General features: G+C 62.8%; 13 protein-coding genes and 1 pseudogene. 11 read left to right on the top strand and 3 right to left on the bottom strand.

The window, feature by feature from the left end:
* The first annotated feature begins 38 nt into the window (after positions 1 to 38).
* From IB279_RS27755 to IB279_RS27765, 3 genes are all read left to right on the top strand, one after another.
* A complete protein-coding gene (locus tag IB279_RS27755; protein WP_034798144.1) occupies positions 39 to 1,049 on the top strand; it encodes an ABC transporter permease in 1,011 nt (336 codons plus the stop codon).
* 63 nt (positions 1,050 to 1,112) lie between these two features.
* The gene (locus IB279_RS27760; protein WP_034798145.1) at positions 1,113 to 2,066 is read left to right on the top strand and encodes a substrate-binding domain-containing protein; all 954 of its coding nucleotides are present in this window, start codon (positions 1,113 to 1,115) and stop codon (positions 2,064 to 2,066) included.
* 205 nt (positions 2,067 to 2,271) lie between these two features.
* Positions 2,272 to 2,772 carry an NUDIX hydrolase gene (locus tag IB279_RS27765; protein WP_090300732.1) on the top strand — a complete coding sequence of 167 codons (501 nt, stop codon included), beginning with the start codon at positions 2,272 to 2,274 and terminating at the stop codon, positions 2,770 to 2,772.
* Positions 2,773 to 2,779: 7 nt separating this feature from the next.
* Here IB279_RS27765 and IB279_RS27770 read toward each other — a convergent pair whose 3' ends face one another.
* Positions 2,780 to 6,793: an AAA family ATPase gene (locus tag IB279_RS27770; protein WP_192340066.1), complete on the bottom strand. Its 4,014-nt coding sequence runs from the start codon at positions 6,791 to 6,793 to the stop codon at positions 2,780 to 2,782.
* Positions 6,794 to 7,139: 346 nt separating this feature from the next.
* Here IB279_RS27770 and IB279_RS27775 point away from each other — a divergent pair, with 346 nt between their 5' ends.
* The 4 genes from IB279_RS27775 to IB279_RS27790 all read left to right on the top strand — a co-directional run bounded on the left by IB279_RS27775 (position 7,140) and on the right by IB279_RS27790 (position 16,217).
* Positions 7,140 to 12,842 (top strand): alpha/beta fold hydrolase, encoded by a 5,703-nt coding sequence (locus tag IB279_RS27775; protein WP_192340069.1) that lies wholly within the window; start codon positions 7,140 to 7,142, stop codon positions 12,840 to 12,842.
* A 289-nt stretch (positions 12,843 to 13,131) separates the two neighbouring features.
* Entirely contained in the window at positions 13,132 to 14,187 is a 1,056-nt protein-coding gene (locus tag IB279_RS27780; RefSeq protein WP_034798149.1) for a TRAP transporter substrate-binding protein, read from the top strand.
* Positions 14,188 to 14,265: 78 nt separating this feature from the next.
* Positions 14,266 to 14,778, top strand: a complete 513-nt coding sequence (locus IB279_RS27785) for a TRAP transporter small permease (RefSeq protein ID WP_060607804.1) — start codon at positions 14,266 to 14,268, stop codon at positions 14,776 to 14,778.
* Complete coding sequence (locus IB279_RS27790; protein ID WP_034798150.1) at positions 14,775 to 16,217, top strand: TRAP transporter large permease; 1,443 nt, start codon at positions 14,775 to 14,777, stop codon at positions 16,215 to 16,217. Before IB279_RS27785 ends, IB279_RS27790 begins: the two co-directional genes overlap by 4 nt.
* A gap of 42 nt (positions 16,218 to 16,259) precedes the next feature.
* On the opposite strand, the gene IB279_RS27795 is transcribed toward IB279_RS27790, so the two are convergent.
* Both IB279_RS27795 and IB279_RS27800 read right to left on the bottom strand, forming a co-directional pair.
* On the bottom strand, positions 16,260 to 16,706 hold the full coding sequence (locus IB279_RS27795; protein ID WP_090300727.1) for an MEKHLA domain-containing protein: 447 nt from the start codon (positions 16,704 to 16,706) through the stop codon (positions 16,260 to 16,262).
* Between the two features lie 32 nt (positions 16,707 to 16,738).
* Positions 16,739 to 17,191 carry a hypothetical protein gene (locus tag IB279_RS27800; protein ID WP_113504500.1) on the bottom strand — a complete coding sequence of 151 codons (453 nt, stop codon included), beginning with the start codon at positions 17,189 to 17,191 and terminating at the stop codon, positions 16,739 to 16,741.
* Between the two features lie 135 nt (positions 17,192 to 17,326).
* Between IB279_RS27800 and IB279_RS27805 the strand changes: the two genes are divergently transcribed.
* The 4 genes and pseudogenes from IB279_RS27805 to cysT all read left to right on the top strand — a co-directional run bounded on the left by IB279_RS27805 (position 17,327) and on the right by cysT (position 19,946).
* Positions 17,327 to 17,602, top strand: coding sequence for a type II toxin-antitoxin system ParD family antitoxin (locus tag IB279_RS27805; RefSeq protein WP_162765850.1), 276 nt, complete (start codon positions 17,327 to 17,329; stop codon positions 17,600 to 17,602).
* Positions 17,599 to 17,889: pseudogene (locus tag IB279_RS37440) on the top strand (type II toxin-antitoxin system RelE/ParE family toxin). The gene IB279_RS27805 and the pseudogene IB279_RS37440 overlap by 4 nt, the downstream one beginning before the upstream one ends.
* Positions 17,890 to 18,054: 165 nt before the next feature.
* Entirely contained in the window at positions 18,055 to 19,041 is a 987-nt protein-coding gene (gene cysP, locus IB279_RS27815) for a thiosulfate ABC transporter substrate-binding protein CysP (protein WP_034798159.1), read from the top strand.
* Between the two features lie 83 nt (positions 19,042 to 19,124).
* The gene (cysT, locus tag IB279_RS27820; protein WP_060581413.1) at positions 19,125 to 19,946 is read left to right on the top strand and encodes a sulfate ABC transporter permease subunit CysT; all 822 of its coding nucleotides are present in this window, start codon (positions 19,125 to 19,127) and stop codon (positions 19,944 to 19,946) included.
* Position 19,947: the final 1 nt, after the last annotated feature.

Genomic DNA, 19,947 nt, shown 5'->3' on the forward strand with positions numbered 1-19,947 from the left:
AACAAGATTCCCGACAGATGGGGGAGGTTCGATTGGACATGAGCGTGAACCAGGAAGGCAGCCAGGAAGCCATCCGCCGCCGCAGCTGGCGTGACATTGATCTGAGGGCAGTGGCGCCATTCGTTGCGCTGGCGTTGCTTCTCTTGGTCGGCGCGCTGGTCAATCCCAATTTCATCAGCATCACCAACCTCGCCAATGTCGCCACCCGAAGCGCCTTCATTGCGATCATCGCGGTTGGCGCGACCTTCGTGATTTCGTCCGGAGATCTCGACCTCTCCGTGGGCGCCATGGTCGCGTTCATCGCCAGCCTGATGATCCTGTTCATGAACTCCGGCGTCATTGCCGATCCGGTTCTCATGCTCCTGGCGGCAATCCTCTTTGCCATCGTCGCCGGTGCGCTTTGCGGCCTCACCAACGGCCTGATCACCACCGTCGGCAAGATCGAGCCCTTCATCGCGACACTCGGCACCATGGGCATCTATCGCGGGCTGACGACCTGGCTCTCGCAGGGCGGAGCGATCACGCTCAAGGAGCCTGAGCTGCAGGAAATGTACCGGCCAGCCTATTTCGGCACGATCGCCGGCGTGCCGGTTCCGATCGTCGTCATCCTTGCGGTGACTGCTGTTGCTGCCTTTGTCCTCTACCGCACGCGCTACGGTCGCCACGTCGTTGCTGTCGGTTCCAACCGCGACGTTGCCCGCTATTCGGGCATCTCCGTCAATCGCGTGCGCACCATCGCCTTCGTCATTCAAGGGCTCTGCGTTGCGGTCGCTGTTCTCCTCTATGTGCCGCGCCTCGGCTCGACCTCGGCCACGACGGGCATTTTGTGGGAGCTGCAGGCGATCACCGCCGTCGTCGTCGGCGGCACGGCGCTGAAGGGCGGCGCAGGGCGCGTCTGGGGCACGATCTGCGGCGCGTTCATCCTCGAGTTGGTCGGCAACATCATGCTGCTCTCCAACTTCATCAGCGAATATCTGATCGGTGCCATCCAGGGCGCGATCATCATCATTGCGATGCTCGTCCAGCGTTCGCTGGTGCGGAAGTCGTGAGACGGCCGGGCCTACAGGTCTCCCGGCCTTGAACAGGCTGACCTGAAATTTGGGAGGAACTTAATGCACAAGAAGCTATTCGGCCTGACCCTTGCCGCGATGACCGCCTTTGCCGGCGTGTCTCACGCGCAAGAGGAAAAGAAAGTAACCATCGGCGTCTCGATCCCGGCGGCCGACCATGGCTGGACGGCCGGCGTGGTGTTCCATGCCGAACGGGTCGCCAAGATCCTGATGGAGCGTAATCCCGGCCTGAACGTCATCGTCAAGACCTCACCCGATCCGGCAAGCCAGGCCAACGCCGTGCAGGATCTTGAGACGCAAGGCATCGACGCGCTCGTCATCCTGCCGACCGATCCGGATCCACTGGTCAACGCCATCAAGGAAGTGAAGGGCAAGGGGACCTTCGTCGCTCTCGTCGACCGTGCCCCGAGTGTCAACGACAACTCGGTGCGTGACCTCTACGTTGCCGGCAACAATCCGGCGCTTGGCCAGGTCGCTGGCGAGTACATCAAGGCAACGACGCCGGAAGCTGAAGTCGTCGTCATCCGCGGCCTGCCGATCCCGATCGACCAGCAGCGCCAGGACGGCTTCGACAAGGGTATCGAAGGCTCGAAGGTCAAGGTTCTCGACCGCCAGTACGGCAACTGGAACCGCGACGATGCCTTCAAGGTCATGCAGGACTACCTGACCAAGTACCCGAAGATCGATGTTGTCTGGTGCCAGGACGACGACATGGCCGTCGGCGTGCTGCAGGCGATCGAGCAGGCCAAGCGCACCGACATCCAGTATGTCGTCGCCGGCGCAGGCTCGAAGGAAATGATCAAGAAGGTCATGGACGGCGACAAGATGATCCCGGTCGACGTGCTCTATCCGCCGGCAATGGTCGGCACGGCGCTCGAAATGACCGTCGCCAACTTCTACGGCCAGGTTCCGGTGCGCGGCGTCTACACGATCGATGCAACGCTCGTGACCAAGGACAATGCGAAGGACTTCTACTTCCCGGATTCGCCGTTCTGATTAAGCTTTGATGTGATGACGGCCCGCGATTTGTGGGCCGTCATCAGGCTTGGCGAGGCTGAAAATACTGCCCCGCGGCCGGCCATCTTGCCGGCCTTTCAATTGCATTAGCATGCTGTTGAATTTCACTATGAATCGTCATAAAACCGTCACATAGCCGCCTGACCTTCCCTTGGCTTCCAGTCAGTTCAACGTGAGAGCGATGATGCAAACACCCGCTGTGTCACGTCTGTCATCTGACGCGATAGCCGCTTCCGACGCAGAGCCGGTCGTCATCGACCAGGCTGGTGCGATCTGCATTCGCAAGGAAAGCGGCGGGGACCGGTTCGAGGTGCTGCTCATTTGCGGCCGCACCACCGGGCTCTGGGGCATTCCCAAGGGGCACCTGGAGTATGGTGAAGACACCCCTGGCGCTGCCGTCCGGGAAGCGTTCGAAGAGGCCGGTGTTATCGGAACGGCGTTAAACGACGAAATCGGCGGCTACACCTACAGCAAGGTCGGCAAGACCGCCGTCTATCACGTCCAGGTTCACCTGATCGCCGTTGTGTCCATGGCGCCCGACTTTCCGGAAAAGGGCGCGCGCGCGATGCGCTGGGTGCCGGCATCCCTCGCGGCGTCGCTTGTCGGGCAGCCTGGCCTTAAAACGCTTCTCACCGAACGGCTGGGCGGGCTTGGAAACGATAGTCTCGCGAGTTGCGCCGATTAGTTAGCCCCTAAAGCCGGTCCCGCCTGCGACGCAGCTCGGCGGCGATCATGGCCTGGTCGCGCCGAAGACTGAGGTGTTGCGCGGCCGCCATGCCATCCTTCCACACCGACATTGCGCCGGCCTCCTTGCCCTCCAGCCAGAGCGATACGCCCGACCACAGCGCGAGTTGAGGCACGCCGATCGGAAAGGCTCGGGCATAACGTTTGAGTTCGCGTAGCGCTTGGGCCTCCCAGCGCGGCCATTCGTCGTAAGCGTGTGCGAGGCCGGCCTCGCGGCCCCGCAGGAAAACCTCGGCGGCGCCGGAGATGCCGACCAAAGTGCTGTGGGACGAAGGCCGGCGCATCAATTTGACCAGTTGCAAGGTTTCGGCGGCCGCCTGGACACTCTCCGCATGCCGCCCAGTGCGCGCGAGCGCCAGCGCCAGCGCACCCTTCGCCGAGATCTGCGCGGCCAGATCGACCGACCCGAGCATCGCTGAGCCGATCAGCCGGAGAATGTCGACGGCCTCGCGCGGCTGATCCGTGTGAAGCACGCACAACGCCTTGCACCGCAACGCCCAGATTTCCTGCTGGATATTGCCGGCATTCTGCGCGCGCGAGAGCAGGGCGGTCGCCGTTGGTTCGAGCGCGGCCTGCTCGCCACGGTAATAGAGCGACCAGAAGCGCATGCCCTGGGCATTGCACCACCGCAATTGGTCGCCGGCTCGAAGGCAGAACTGCTGGCCCTGTTCCAGCCTTGCGTCCACCCCCGCCCATTCTCCGCGCCCGAGCTGCCAGAGCGCGTCGAGATTGCAGACATGCGCATGGATCGCGGTGTCTGAAAGCTCGGTCGCGATCCGCTCCGCCCTTTCCATGAAATAGCGGCATCCGGAGCGCCAGCCCATCATCCCGAAGCCGCAGCCGAGCTGCGAGGCGGCGACGGCCATTTCGATCGTCCGTCCGGTCCGTTCGGCGCGCGCCACCGCGCCAACGAGATTGCACATTCCACGGGTGAAGCGCAGCTCGAAGTAGTCAACCAGCGCTGCCTGGTTCAGGCACCGCGCCATTTCCCTCTCCCAGGACAGCCGGTCCTCGCGGCGGGCAAGCTTCGCTGTTTCCGGCAGCATCTGCTGCGCCGCAAGCCGCAAGCTGCGAGCGGCAAGCCGTACTAGCGTCGCAGACGAAGAGACGGGAACCGGTTGGCCGGCCGCTTTCAGCGCATTCCTGACGGCAATGCCCTGCGCGTGAATGTCGCCGCGACTGTAGTGCGCTTCGGCAAGTTTGCGCCGCCAGCGAACCGCCTGCAGTCGCTGTTCGGGCGTCCAGTCCTGCGGCTTCGGCTCGTGCGCCATGCAAATGCCGAGAAAGAACTCGACCTCGCGGAAGGCGCCGACCTGCAAAGCCCTCGCGGCCGCCAGGTCCGCGTATTTCACGACCTTCTCCTTGTTGTCCGCCGCCTCGAAATGCTGAACGAGAACCGCTAGATCTCCACCCATTGCTTCAACGCGGCTGCGCTCCAGCCAGTGGGCGAGCGATGCGTGGAGGCGGCTGCGCAGGTCGCCCGGCATCGATCCGTAGACCACATCGCGCGTCTGGTCGTGACGGAATTCGTAGCTTCCGGCTTGGCCGAGCCGGCGCACCAGATGGGCATCGACCAGCCTTTCGACGGCGGAGCCGAGCCCTTCCGCATTCAGCTCTTCGTTCAGCAATGCCTCCAGCTCGGCAAAGGTGAACGAGCGTCCTATGACGGCCGCCGCTTTGATCACGTCCTGCGATGTCGAGTCGAGGCGATCCACTCGCTCTCGGATGACGCGCTCGACTCCCTCGAAATACTGGAGGTCCTCAAGGGGGCGGATCGAGCGCCAGAGGCCATCGCGCACGGCGATCAAGCCTTCGCTCTTCAGCGTCAGCGCGATCTCCTCGGCAAAGAAGGGATTGCCTCCGGCAAGGGCGGCGACCCTGCGCGCGAGTTCCTGTTGTGGCGGAACCTCGCCAAGAGTGCGCGAAACGAGTTCGCAAACAGTGCCGTCGTCGAGCTCTTCGAGTTCGAGGATGCGGTAGCGCCGGGCCGGCTCCTCTGTCTCGGTCCCGGCTTCGCCTGCCGCCTCGACCCGTCGTCGCAATTGCTTCAGATCCTCAGGCACCTCTTCGGAGCGCACGCAGAGCACGAGCAGCAGCGAAGGCACAGAACCGAGCACCCATTCGACCAGCCGCCAGGAGGCGGAATCCAGCCACTGGCTGTCTTCGAGTACGAGGGCGAACGGCCGTGGCGCCAAGACGCCGAGGATATCGCCGAGGAGGCGCATGGTCGCATCGGCGCGGTGGGCACCTTCCAGGTGGCGCGTTCCCTCGTTCTGCTCGATCTCGATCGCCAGCAGGTCGTTAAGAAGGGGCAGGCGGTCTGCGATCCACGGCGCCGTGCGGATGCGCGCGGTAATGCTTTCGAGCAGGACGAGGCCATCGCTTTCGGCGGGCAATCCCAAAAGCGTTTCAAGAACGCGTCGCCAGGCCAGAAGCGAGCTTCGCCGGTCGTCCCGTTCGGCGAGCGTCACGGCAATCGCCACTCCCGCGGCGTGAAGATTGTCGGTAAAGGTGGCAGCCAGCCTGCTCTTGCCGATGCCGGGTTCGCCCAGGATGACGACAAGACGGCTCGAACCGCCGCGCGTCTCCTCGAAAGCATGCTGCAGGAAAGCGAGTTCCCGCTCTCGGCCAATCAGCGTTGCCGCAGACAGGGCCCGCGACTTCGGCTCAAGAGGCCGAAAGACCGGCGCCACGTCGCCAAGTCCCGCCAGCTGGACGGTTCCGCGTTGCTCGAAATCGAAGGACGCCCGGCTTGCCCTTTCGGTCGGCGCATCGCACAGCACATCATTGGAGACGGTCGTGACGAGGCGCGCGGCGCGATTGACCGGCGTGCCGAGAACCATCAGCTGTCTGCGGCGCGTGCTGCCGACGACTCGAAACAGGGCCTCGCCCGTCGCCACGCCGACCGAGACGGCAAGCCCCATCTCCGTGATATGGCGACCGATGGCGCGGGCGGCATCCACGGCGCGGGCCGGGTCGTCGCGGTGAAACGTCCCGCGTGTCCCGAAAGCGCAGAGGTAAACGAGCCCCTTGTCGTCGAAGAGGAGTTCGCCCGGAGGACCGCCGTAGCGGTGCGAAATCGCCTGAAGCGTTGCGCAGAGGTTCTGGTGTCGGACGAGCGCTTGGGCATCTTGATGTTGCAGACCGATTATTCGGACGAAAATGACGGACACTGGTCTGATCTCCGCAAGCGTGTCCAGCCGTGCATCGCGATGGACATTGCCTTCGGCTAAGGCGTTGGGGGATGCGGGTTCGATGCCCATCATCGTCGGCGAGGGGCCAAGCAACTCCTGAAGCTGCATCGGCAGGAATGCGACGAGCCATTCGTGCGCGATGTGCGGATGCGCTGGAGCAGCGGCGGGCGCGCGCGCATTTACCTCGCCATCGGTCAGGGCATTTGCCGCCTCTGGTGACAGAACGACTTCCCAGCGATGGGCAAGTGTCTGCGCACTTGCGGCCTGAACGACGGCATCGCCCCCAGCCACAAGGTTCCAGACCGGCTGGCCGCCGATGGCGGCCGCCCAGAGCTGCCCGGCGCCGATGCCGATATGTAGGGTAGGTCCGATTTCGCCTGCACCCGGATTTCGCTGCTTGCGGCTCTCCTTGCAGATCGCTTCGGCGCACTCGGCCGCACTCTTGACCGCGCGCGCCAGACCCGTTTCGTCGGCGGGCCAATAGGCCAGAAGCGAGTCACCCGCAAAGAGGAGGACTTCGCCGCCCCGGTCGCAGACATGGTCGGCGCAGCGCGCGTAGGAAATACCGAGCAGCTTCGGGATCTGCACCAGCCCTTCCTTGCCGCGCCGCGCCAGTTGCTCGACGAGGGCCGTGTAGCGCGAGACGTCGACAAAGATCACGGCGGCCGGAAACTCTACCGCCGACGGCCGCTCTCCGTGAGAGCCGTGAAGCCGGCCAAGCAAGTTCAGCGGCAAAAACCCTTCGAGCGATTTTGCGATCGTCTCCATGTTTCCTTCGCGCGGTGATTGATCACGAAATGCGCGAAACAGGGGCCATCTTCGCGCAGAAGTGCATTTATCCCTCGCCGATTTGCTGACTCTCGCATATTATTTAGCAATCGCTAAGAGGGCTAGCCGACTTCGATCGATCGGCTTTGGCGGAAACCGCACACGTTTCGGATTTTTGCATTCTTCCCGGATGTCGATGCCCCCTGTTGGGGATCACCGAAAGACATGAGCCATCGCGGCTCGCACACCGAGTTCAGGCGTCAGACGCATCTTATGGAGAGCGTTATGTCCGATTGGAGCTACGGATACCCGCACCGTGCCCGAGACCGACGTCCCGGAGGCGGCCATGGCCAGCATTGACTTCGACAACACCTCGCACACCGCGTGGATTTCCCAGGGTTTCGAAAGGCTGGTCGACCGGGTTCGGAAGACGCCGGCGGCGCTCCACTTTGATGTTCTGGTCGTCGGCAGTGGCTATGGCGGCGCAATCGCTGCCGCCACCATGGCCGGCCGCACGAAGAGAGGCGCTCCGATCAAGGTCGGGGTGCTCGAGCGGGGCAAGGAGTATCTGCCGGGCGCGTTTCCAACAGGTCTTGCCGAACTGCCTCGCCATATCCGCCGCGATCGCAACAAGGAAGGGCTGGTCGACGTGCGGATCGGCCCGGAGGTCGTCACGGTGGTCGCAAACGGCGTCGGCGGCGGTTCGCTGATCAATGCCGGCGTCATGGAAGTTCCCGACGAGAGCGTGTTTCACACGCGCTGGCCCGACGACCTCAAGGACCTGACGACCTGGCGGCAGTATTATGATCGTGCGGGCGAGCTTCTGGGCGGCACCGCAAACGGCGTCCCGAACAGCATCTCGAAACATCCCGACGGCATTCCCCAGAAACACAAGTCCTTCCGCAGCATCGCGTCGACGGGTTTTCGCGAGGCAGCGATTACGGTCGCGATGACCGACACGGTGAGCTCGGGAAATGTCAGGCTCAATAAATGCGTGCGCTGCGGCGACTGCGCGACGGGCTGCAATTTCGGCGCAAAGAACTCGCTCGACGTCAACCTGCTCGTGACGGCGCTGCGCAACGAGGCAGAGATCTTCAGCGGCGCGACCGTGCTCAGCGTCAAGCCGGACGGCGGCAACTGGATCGTCGATTGCGTCTACACCGACGCGGCCCTGCGCGCACGCGACGGCGACGTGCTGCAGGTGCGCGCAGGCAAGGTCGTGCTGGCGGCGGGCACGCTCGGCTCGTTCGAAATCCTGAAGCGCTCACAGGCCAAAGGCCTCAGCCTCTCCGTGCATTTCGGCAACCATTGCTCGACCAATGGCGACATGCTGGTGACCGATTATGCCACGTCAAATCCGGTCAATACCGTCTCGGACGAGGCCGTGCAGCCCTCCAAGCGTGCGATCGGACCCACCATCACCGGCGTGCTCGATCTTCGAAAAACGACAGGTGTTCTGATCGAGGAACTCTCCGTTCCAGCTGGCTTGCGCCTCGCCTTCACCGAGATCTTTGCAACGCTCAACACGCTTCACGGGCTCGACCGGTTCGACTGGTCGACGCATACGCGGGGCTTTCCGGACGACGACGCCTATGTGGCGCCGACCGGCAGGATCGAACATTCCGCCGTCTATGCCGTCATGGCCGATGACGGCGCCGCCGGTCGTATGGAACTGGATGAAACGGCTTCCGACAGCGATGACGGCACGGCGCGGATGCGCTGGGACGATCTGCCGTCCCTGCCGATCTTCGACACCGAGGTTGAGGCGCTGGCGCGGCTGGCGAAGAATACGGGCGGGCGCGTCATCGCCAATCCCGTCTGGAAGCTCCTGCCGGCCAGCCTGAACTGGCTGCTGCAAAACAAGCGCGGTCCGCTCACGACCGTGCATCCGCTCGGTGGCTGCGTGATGGGCAACACCGGCGCGACGGGCGTCGTCGATCATCTGGGGCGTGTTTTCAAATCGGAGCTTCCGAACGACTTCCATAATGGCCTCGTGGTCCTCGACGGCTCGATTATCCCGACGGCGCTTGGCACCAATCCGGCGCTCACCATAGCGGCAGTGGCCCTGCGCGCCTCGGAGACACTCGCGGCCGCCTGGAATTATGTCGCCCCAGCCCCTGCTGCGCCCGGCCTAGCTTTGGCCCGCCCGGTGTTTCGTGAAACCGATGCCGCTGCATCTGCCCCTGATACCGATGCCGAGATCATCGAGCGCCTTGCCGGCCGGGTCAGGTTTTCAGCGCCCGGTACGACCTCTGAAACGCGAGTTGTCGAGCTCACACTGCGTTTCGAGCCGAAGGCGCTGGCCGATTTGGCGCCAAGCAATGGTGGCGATGGAACCCTTGAGGTCGCGACCGACGCCTCCGTGCCGTTGGCCCGTAGCATGATCCGAATTTTTCCGGCGGATCAGTGGGACAATCTCCATCAGACATGGGCGCCCGCCGGCCTGAAGGAGCAGAAGCTCCAGGCGATCGCCGTCTTTACGGCGCCCCTGACCGGCAGCCTGCGGGTCCTCGAGCGCCAGTCGACGTGGGTCGGCGGCAGGATCTGGCGTGCCGGCAAGGCATGGGTGCTCAACCGAGGCCTGCGCGACAGCTATCAGGCGATCGTCGACGGCGACGGTGGGCCCGGCTTTTTCGAGCGCGTCCGCTCAGGTCTTGCCATCGCCAGCCGGTCCGGCGAGATCCGCGCCTTCGTCTATGATCTGAAGGTCGGCGCGCCGGACCCGATCACCGGTGGCATCTCGCTTGCGGGCGATCGTATCGTCGGCACCAAGCGCTTCACCTATGATCGGCGTTCCAATCCCTGGCGTCAGCTCATGGAAGTCGCGCTGGAGCAATTTCCGGGGTTGCAGGCAGCGTCCGGCGGGCGCGTGCTGACGCTCGACCTCGACTATCTCGCCCGCATCGGCGTGCCGCTCGTGCGCATCACGGAACAGCGCGACGGCGTCGCCGCGATCGGAGCGCTCCTGACTTTCCTCGGGTATTTTCTCCGGCTGCTTTTGGGAATGCATATCTGGAGTTTCCGTGCACCCGATAAAGACAAGGACCCGGCAAACGACGCGGTGGATTTCCGCCCGCCGGCGCAGTTGAAGATCAAGGGCGGCGGCACGGTCGCGGCGCAACGACAGACGCTCGTCGTCGGAACGAGCAAGCCTCAACTCGGCGGCCCGCCGGTTGTCGGGAAAGTACTGCTAACCCGCTATCCCTATCCGGGCACGACGAAGCGGCCGCTGGTGATGATCCACGGATACAGCGCCGGCGGGACGACCTTTGCCCACCACGCCGTCAATCCCAACTTCGCCAGCCATTTCTGGAAGACGGGGCGTGATGTCTGGATCGCCGACCTCAGAACCAGCCCGGCGCACCCGACCGCAAGTGCGGCCTGGAGCTTCGACGAAATCGGCAAGGAAGACGTGCCCTTGGTGTTGCGGACGATCGCCACACAGACCGGTGTGCCGAAACTCGACGTCATCGCCCATTGCATGGGCACGATGGTTTTCAGCATCGCCACACTGGAGGGTAAGATCCAGGACCTCGTCGACCGGGTGGCCTTCACGCAGGTCGGTCCGCTGGTGGTCTTTACGCCTGCCAACATCTTCCGCGCCTATGCGGTGCGTTACCTTCTCGGCTTCCTGCCCGACAGCTACAGCTTCAATCCGGATAAGCCGACGCTCGCCGATGACCTTTGGGACCGCGTGCTTTCGACGCTTCCTTACCCGGTCGAGGAGTTCGACGTGGAAAATCCGATCTGGCCATGGAAGCGGACGCCGTGGACAAGAACCCGGCACCGGATGGACGCGCTCTACGGACGCGACTTCAACGTCGCCAACATGGAGCCTGAAATGCTGCGCTTCATCAACGAGCATTTCGGCGCGCTCAGCCTCAATACGGTCTCCACGACGGTGCATTTCGTGCGTAATGCCATGCTCACCGACTTCCGGGGGCAAAACCGACTGGTGTCACGAGAAGTCCTGCAGGATAAGTGGAAGTTCCCCACCTTCAGCGTCCATGGATCGGGCAACGGTCTCACGGATCCTGCCACCGTCGACCGCATGCGCCGCGTCTTCGACGATGCAGGTCGTGTCTACCTGGAACCCTATCTCAACCCTGGCGCCGGTCACCAGGACGCCCTTATCGGGACGACCCGGCATGCGACCTTGCAGAAGATCGAAGCTTTCCTCGACCAGAACATCCAACGCCAGCCTGCGGCCGCAGACACCGAGATGACGGCCTACCCGCCCTGGATCGGGCCGATCATTACCGAGGAGAACGGCGAGCTGACCATTCGCCTTGGCACGCTGCCGTCGATCCGCCAGACCGAGGGCGTGATCATGCTGCGCGTGCTGGTAAACGGCGACGACATCCAGCGCCCGGATGGCCAGCCCTGGGATCTGCCTTACATCGTCAGCCACATGATGGTCTACTGGTCCCCGGCGTTGCGCGACAACCACTGGGATGCGTTCAAGGCGCCGCTCCCAACATCAATGCCGGGGTATGATCCGAACTTCCCGGGAAACGCGTTGCTCGTCTTGCTTGCCTACGCGGAAGACAAGCTTCTGCCGCCGTTCATTGAGGAGACATACTACGCGCTCGCCAAGAATGGCGTCGTCTATCGGGCGCTGCTTCGCGAGTCGAACGAGAACCCGGAGAGGGTGCTGGAGGTACTTCCCTATCAGCGTTTCGAGCGGATCTCGCAGGCCGCCTCGCGGATGATGGATGCGCCGCAGCCCGACATCAATCCGGGCAAGGCTGTGAAATTTTCGCCGAACCGCCTCGTCTACAAGGACACGACCCCGACGACCAACCTGACGGTCGGCGCCGCTCCGCAGACGGCGACGCCTGCAAGTTCCTCGATGAACCTCAACTTCCTTATGGGAGCGTCGGTTCTGGAAAATCTGGTCGAGCAGGACCGGGCAATGATGGACGGCGTTATCCCCTACGATTCCCCGCTCGCTCCTCCTGTTCAGCCTTCGCCCGCCGGCACCAGCTTCATCCTGGCTTCGTGCCAGTACCCGGCCGGGTTCATCGACAGGAAGGTTGCCTATCGCTCCTATGCCGAGGTCGCTGACAGAATAGGGGCGGGGGTGGGTATCCAGCCGAAGTTCGCGCTCCTCGTCGGCGATCAGGTCTATGTGGATCCGACCGCAGGGCTCTACGATCCGGCCGCGAGCGATGACAGGTATCGCCTCCCTTACGAAGCTTGGTTGCAGGAACGCAGCGTGCGCGAGGTCCTGCGCCGCATACCATCGTTCATGCTGCTCGACGACCATGAGATCGACGACAACTGGGAGCCGCTCGCCTCTCCGAACGATATCGATACGAATGCCAAGCTGAAGAAGGAGGGTTTCGCGGCCTTCGAGAAATACCAGCGTGGAGTGGATCCCAAGCTGAAGACGTTCGACTACGAGGGCTTCCATTTCTTCCTGCTCGACACGCGCAGCGAAAGGACGCACCGCAAGATCGGCGCCGGGCTTGCCAATGCGACCCTGTTCAAGACGGGCGTCGGCGAGACGATGAGCGACCTGGAGACGTGGCTTTTAAAAAATGGCCCGAAGTTCATAGCGTCGCCATCGATGTTTCTCCCGCGTCATCGCCGGGCGATCCAGCGCGATGCGAGCCTCATCCCGGACAACCTGAGTGCGCTGCGTTCCGATGGCTGGGATGGCTATCCGAACAGTCTGCGTGATGTTCTCGGCGCCATCGCCGCCGGAAAGATCAAGCATGTCGTGCTCCTCTCCGGTGATGAACACCGGGGCTGCATTGCAACGGCGCTTCTGACGGAAATGGACGGCACGCCGATCACGACCGTGCATTCGATCCACACCGCGGCAATGTATGCGCCTTATCCTTTTGCAAACGGGATCGACGAGGATATCGTCGAGCAGGAGACGTTCGAGTTCGACTACAAGGCCAAGCGCTATCACTGCATCGTCGACGCGACCCGGCCGGCTCCCGGCGACGGTGCGACTTTTCTCCACGTCCGGCAGGATGGCGCCGATTGGAAGCTCGACTGCGAATATGCGGGGACTGTGCAGACGCTCACGCTCTGATCCCATCTCCTGGCGCGTTACTGGTTTAAATCCTTACGGGAAGGCTCGAGCGGGCCCGTTCACGAGGACGTGTCCGGGTGATCCGCCATGCCGTTTTGTCGCCCGATGCCGTCGCTTGACAGTCGGTTCAAACTAAACTTAACATGTTAATGGATTGAAGCTTTCCGATGAGGAGCAAAGGGAAGTTTCAAGCGACCAGGGAGATCTGCCCGCCGGATGGCCGTGAAGGATCAGGTGCGTGCATGCGATGTTCGCCGCGCGTGAATGTGGGGTCGACAGGGAGGAACCTATGAAACTGAGCAGACGGAATTTGATGAAGACCGGCGGCGCTCTGCTTGCAGCGCCCTTCGTTCTGAAAATCGGTGCGGCGCGCGCCCAGGAAACAGTCACGCTGAAGCTGCACCATTTCCTGCCGCCGGCATCCAACGTTCATCAGCGGCTGTTGACGCCATGGGCGAAATTGCTGGCAGAACAAAGCGGCGGTGCGCTGAAGGTCGACATCTTCCCAGCCATGCAACTCGGCGGAAAGCCGCCGCAGCTCTACGATCAGGCGTCGAACGGCGTCGTCGATATCGTCTGGACCTTGCCCGGCAACACGCCCGGACGTTTCCCGTCCACGGAAGTGTTCGAACTGCCATTCGTCGCCGCCAAGGAGGCGACCGTCAACGCGCAAGCCTGCCAGGAATATGGCCAGACGCACGTACTGAAGGAAACTGGCGATACCCAGCTCTTGTGCTTCTGGGCGCATGATCAGGGCCTGATCCACACCAATAAGGAAGTGAAGACCGGAGCGGACCTCGCCGGGCTGAAGCTTCGCAATCCGACGCGCCTTGCCGGTGAGGCGCTGGCGGCACTGGGGGCGACGCCGGTCGGCATGCCCATTCCGCAGGTGCCCGAAGCACTGGCCCAGCGGTCGATCGACGGCTGCGTGCTCCCGTGGGAAGTGGTTCCCTCGATCAAGGTGAACGAGCTCACCAAGTTCCATACCGAAATCCCGGGCTCGCCGACGCTCTATACCGCAACTTTCTTCCTGGCGATGAACAAGGGCAAGTACGACGGGTTGCCGGCCGACCTCAAGGCCGTGCTGGACGCCAACAGCGGCATGGCCTTCGCCAAGAAGGCCGGCGAGATGTGGGACAGCGTCGGTGCCGAAGTGCGCGCGGCAATCGAGACATCCGGAGAAGGAACAATCAGCACGATCAGCGAGGACGAAAAGGCGAAGTGGGTGGAGGCAACCAGACCCGTCCACGACAAGTGGATCGAGGACATGAAGGCCAAGGACCTCGACGGCAAGGCGCTGATCGCCACGGCGCAGGCGCTTGTGCAGAAATATTCGAGCGCCTGAGCGCACTGCCGGCCGTACTCGCCTGAACGTGGCGCCTGAACGCGCCGCTGCATGAACCAACAGCTCGAGGCCTCAACAATGGAAGACGTAGGATACGAGGACGCGGTGAGGGTGCCGCGCCGCAGGGAAGTCGAACGCCTCGCGGCCGGTTTGGCACTGATCGGCGGCACGCTTCTTTGCCTTGCGGCGGGTTTGGTCACCGTCAGCGTGCTGGGCCGATGGCTGTTCAATCGGCCGGTGCCGGCCGACTACGAGCTGGTGGAGGTGGCGGTCGGCGTCGCCGCCTTCTCCTTTCTCGCATACACACAGGCCCGCAACGGCCATATTGCCGTCGATACCTTCACGTTGGCTCTCCCCGCACGCGTCACGCGGGTCATCGACGGCCTTTGGGACCTGCTTTTGGCCGGCTGCCTGGCGTTTTTTGCCTGGGGTCTGTTTACCGGTGGCCTGGAGGCGAGGGGATACGGGACGACGCTGATCCAGCTGCCCTGGCCGATCTGGCCAGTCTATCTGACCTGTGCGGCGCTGGCGGCGCTCGCAGCCATCATCGGAGTTTCCGTTTCCCTCTTGAAAATCGGAGGCGGCCGATGAGCGGTTTTGCCATTGCCTTCGTCGGATTCGCAGCCATGCTGCTCTTGATTGCCATCCGGATGCCGATCGCCCTTGCCATGCTTGCGGTGGGCGCTGCCGGTTATGCCTATCTCTCTGGCCCGCATGCGCTGGTCTACTATCTGCAGACCAACACCTACAGCCAGTTTGCCAGCTACACGCTTTCGGTCATACCGCTCTTCATCCTGATGGGCGCGCTTGCCGAGCAATCGGGCATCGCCGCAACGCTCTTTCGCGTCGCCGAGCGAGGCTTCGGACGGTTCAAGGGCGGAATGCCAATGGCGGTCATCGCCGCCTGCACCGGATTCGGCGCGATCTGCGGCTCGTCGGTCGCAACCACGGCGACCTTCGGGCGTGCGGCCCTGCCGGAACTGCGCCGGGCGCGCGTCGATGTCGGTCTTGGCACCGGGACGATTGCCGCTGGTGGCACGCTCGGCATCCTCATTCCCCCATCCGTCATCCTGGTGATCTATGCGATCACCGCCGAGCAGAACATCGCCAAGCTGTTTCAGGCCGCCCTGGTGCCGGGGCTGCTGGCGGCCGCCTTCTATCTGATCGCGATCGCCGTCGTCGTCCGGCGCAAACCCGATCTCGCGCCGCCGGTCACGGCGACCGAGGCGGTTCGAACCCCCCGTCCTTTCTGGGCGAGGCCCGTAGGGCTGATCATCTTTGCCGGTGGCGCGATCGGCTGGCTGCTCGGCTCGCTCGGGACGGTAGGGGGCGTATTGCTGGCGATATTCGGCCTGCTGCTGCTGGCTGCGGACTTTGCGATCGTGCCCGCGGCGGCGGTTGCCGTCACGGTGGTCGGCGGCATCTATGGCGAAGTGTTCACACCGACGGAAGGTGCCGCGGTGGGTGCCGCCGTAACGCTGCTGGTGGGGCTGCTGCAACGGACCCTGAGCCTTGGCGCCCTGAAAAACGCCCTGCTGCAGACGGCTGAAACGAGCGGGATGATCTTCCTGATCCTGCTCGGCGCCGAGGTCTTTGGCGCGTTTCTGGCGCTGACGCAGATGCCGGCGACGCTGGCCTCAATGGTCGGACAGTCGGGTCTACCGCCCTATGTCGTCATTTGCGGAATGCTCGTCACCTATTTGGTGCTCGGCGCCGTCATGGATGAACTGGCGATGATCCTGCTGACGTTGCCGGTCTTCATTCCGATCATCCTGACGCTGGACTTGGGCATGCCGACCGAGGACGTTGCCATCTGGTTCGGCATTCTCGTGCTCATCGTCGTCGGCATCGGCCTTTCCGCCCCGCCGATCGGCCTCAACGTGTTTATCATCAACAAGCTGGCGACCGACGTTCCGATCGTTGAGACCTATCGTGGCGTGATGCCATTCGTGATCGCCGACCTCATCAGGCTGGTGATCATCACGCTGTCACCCGGCGTCGCTCTGGCGCTCGTCCGGTTGTTGAATTGAGAAGAAGCTGGCAGGGCGCGACCTCCGCCTTGGACGGCGCGCTCACAGATCCTTCCAGCTATGGAACATGGCGGCCTGGCCGGCATGTTCGCCGTTGGCGCGCACCAACTGCCACACGATGGCGTTCTCGATCCAGAAACGGCGTCCGGATTTTGCGATCCGAAGCCCACGATAGTTGTCGATGAAGCCCTTGGTGGAGACACTGTCTAAAAGACGCTGCCGTTCCTCACGGTTCGGCGCCTCGGCCGAGAGGCGCGACGGCATGCCGATGAACTCCTGCCAACTGTAGCCGAAGCAGGCCTGGGCAGTTTTGTTCGCGTAGAAGAAACGCGGGGCCTCCGACCGGTCGTGCGCCAAAAGCGCAAAGGGTGCGTTCTCGTAAAGCCAGCGGCCGTCGAACGGATGGTCGACCAGCTCCTTGCCGGTCACCTTGCGGAAACTTGCAACGATCAGGGCGAAGGCGTCATCGGCATCATATTCGGTTGTCATCGCCCTTCGTCTCCATAGCGCCGGGGTGGGCGTCAGGCGTTCAAGGACGGAATGAACTTCCCGTCATAACGCACGCGGAAATTCCGGCGTTGCGCATCTTCCTGGAAGCAGACGAACACCAGCTCGAGGTCATTTGCGCTGCTGCGCCTTCCAAGCAGGCTGAGCGTGATCACGACCACGCCGCCATAGGTGCGGGTCAGGGCGATCGCTGCCCTTCGAATTTCGTTGGTGCCGGCGTCGTCCCGCTCTTCGCGGCGCTCATAGACCTGCCAGAAGGGCGAAGCTTCCCAGGCCGCGCGCAGCGCCTCGGTGATCTGGTCCTTGAACTCCTCGACGGATCTGCCCTTGCTCCACGAGACGGTCTTTTCGGTGTAGTCGGCAAAAATGTCGAGATAGCCGTCATAGTCGTTCGCATTGGAGAAACAACGCTCGATCATCCCGAGCGCCATTTCATCGGAAATTCCTGCCTTGAAGTATATCGTCATCGAATCGCCAACCCTGCCTTGAACGCCTATCTAGTCAAAGCGCCAAGGATGTATCTAGTCCCCGATTGTCATATTGCTGCGGCCGAGAGGTTCCCCGCGTAAGGCGATCGGCTCTGGTGTTAAAGATCACCATTCATGCCAGTTTTTGCCGAATGCGCTATTCTGCCACCCATGAACACCATGAACATTTCCCTCCCGGACTCTCTCAAAAGCCTCGTCGACGAGCAGGTCGCCCGGCGAGGTTATGGTACGAGCAGCGAGTCTATCCGGGAGTTGATCCGCCGGGATCAGGACTGGCTCAATCTGCGTCGGCTATTGCTCGATGGTGCCTCTTCCGCACAAGCCGACCCGACCGACGCTGGCTACTTCGCCGATTTGCGTGACCGGGTTCGTGGTCGATCGGCCAAGTGAGCAACAAGCCGGTCATTTCGCGTCAACCGGCCAGCAGCGACGTCGAGGCGGCGATCGAGTGTTATGCAACGTAGGCTGGGGCTGACGTCGCTCACGCTTTTGGCGACGCGTTTCAGGCTGCCTATGCGTTGATTGTTGCGCGTCCGGAATCCGGTTCGTTGCGCTTTGCCTACGAACTGGCGCTCCCTCATTGGCGAAGTGTCGGTCTGAAGAGGTACCCATACCTCGTGTTCTATCGTCAACGAGCCGACCATATCGACGTGTGGCGCGTGCTGAATAAGCCCTGACTGTAAGCTATTGGTTGCCTTGGGAAAGCTGAGGCAAAAACTCCGCGAAACTGAGCGGAAACGAGACGAAATTTCTAAGGCTTGGCACAACCAGGGTCCGCGTTCCCTCGCGCTCCCACACGCCTGCCGATAGGTTCTGGGTCAGCATCAACACCGGAGAACCGCATGAAACGCCTCCTCATTCTCGGCGCCACCCTTGTCGCGCACTTTGTGACCCCTGCGCTGGCACAGGAGCCGACGAAGCTTCTCAACGCCTCCTACGACGTTTCCCGCGAGCTCTTCGTTGCCGAGAACGAGGCCTTCATCAAGCAGCATCCGGGCGTGACCATCGACCAGTCGCATGCCGGCACGTCGAAGCAGGCCCGCTCGATCCTCGAAGGCCTGGAAGCCGACGTCGTCACCTTCAACCAGACCACCGATATCGAGTTCCTGGCCAAGAACGGCTTTGTCTCCAAGGATTGGGCGAAGGCGTTCCCGAACAATGCCTCGCCTTTCTATTCCTTCCCGTCCTTCCTGGTGCGCAAGGGCAACCCGAAGAACATCAAGGACTGGTCCGATCTCGCCCGTGACGATGTTCACGCTGTCTTCCCCAATCCGAAAACGTCGGGCAATGCGCGCTACACCTATCTGGCGGCCTATGCCTGGGCCAAGGAGGCCTATGAAGGCGACGAGGCGAAGATCGAAGCCTACATTACCAAGATCTTCGACAACGTTCCGGTGTTCGACACCGGCGGCCGCGCCTCGACGACCACCTTCGTCGAGCGCGAAACCGGCGACGTCCTGATCACCTTCGAGGCAGAGACCCGCAGCATCGCCAAGCAGTATGGCGCCGACAAGGTCGAGGCCGTCATCCCGTCGGTCAGCCTGCTCGCCGAGTTCCCGGTCGCGGTCGTCGACAAGGTCGCCGAGAAGCACGGCACTCAGGCGCTCGCCAAGACCTATCTCGATTTCCTCTATACCGAGGAAGGCCAGCGCATCGCCGCCGAGTTCGGCCACCGCGTCCGCAACGAAAAGGTTGCCGGCGAATTCAAGGCGCAGTTCCCCGACATTCGCCTCGTCAATGTCGATGACGTCTTTGGCGGCTGGAGCAAGATCCAGGCAGAGCACTTCGCCTCGGGCGGCGTTCTGGACAAGCTCTACGGCAGCCGCTGATCGCTCTTTAAACTCGCATTCAGTCAGCCCGGCAGACGAACCGTCTGCCGGGTTTCACCATGACATGACAAGGAAGTGAACGCTTGAGACGCAATGTCCTGCCCGGGTTACGCCTGTCGCTGGGGGTGACGCTGCTCTATGTGAGCCTGATCGTCGTTTTGCCGCTGGCAGCCCTCGTGTTCAAGGCCGCAAGCCTCGGCCCTCTCGACTACTGGCAGATCGTCTCGTCGCCGCGGGCACTCGCAAGCTATCGCGTCACCGTGACGGCCGCCCTTGGCGCGACGCTCTTCAATCTCTTCTTCGGCCTGGCGCTCGCCTGGGTGCTGGTGCGCTACCGCTTTCCGGGGCGCCGCATCGTCGATGCCATGGTCGACCTGCCTTTTGCCTTGCCGACGGCCGTTGCCGGCATTTCGCTGACCGCACTTTTCACGACCAACGGCGTGTTTGGCTCAATCCTCGAAAACTACGGCATCAAGGTTGCCTATACGCCTATCGGCATCATGATCGCCATGTGCTTCACCTCGCTGCCCTTCATCGTGCGCACGGTGCAACCGGTACTGGAGGATCTCGATCCGGCGCTGGAGGAGGCAGCCCAGTCGCTTGGCGGCTCGGACCTCGCGATCTTCCGCAAGGTCATTCTGCCGCTACTGACACCGGCGCTTCTCGCCGGCGTCTCTTTGTCCTTCGCCCGCTCGCTCGGCGAATTCGGCGCGATCATCTTCATCGCCGGCAACCAGCCGATGTCGACCGAGATCACCGCGCTGCTGATCTTCATCCGGCTTGAGGAATACGACTATCAGGCAGCGGCGGCGATCGCGTCCGTCCTGCTGCTCACGGCCTTCCTCATGCTCGCGGTAACCAACTGGCTGCAGGCGCGGGCGCTGCGCTACACGCGGAGGTCTTGAC

Origin of the sequence: Ensifer sp. ENS06, assembly GCF_014852205.1 — a bacterium.
Classification (GTDB): Bacteria; Pseudomonadota; Alphaproteobacteria; order Rhizobiales; family Rhizobiaceae; genus Ensifer; species Ensifer adhaerens.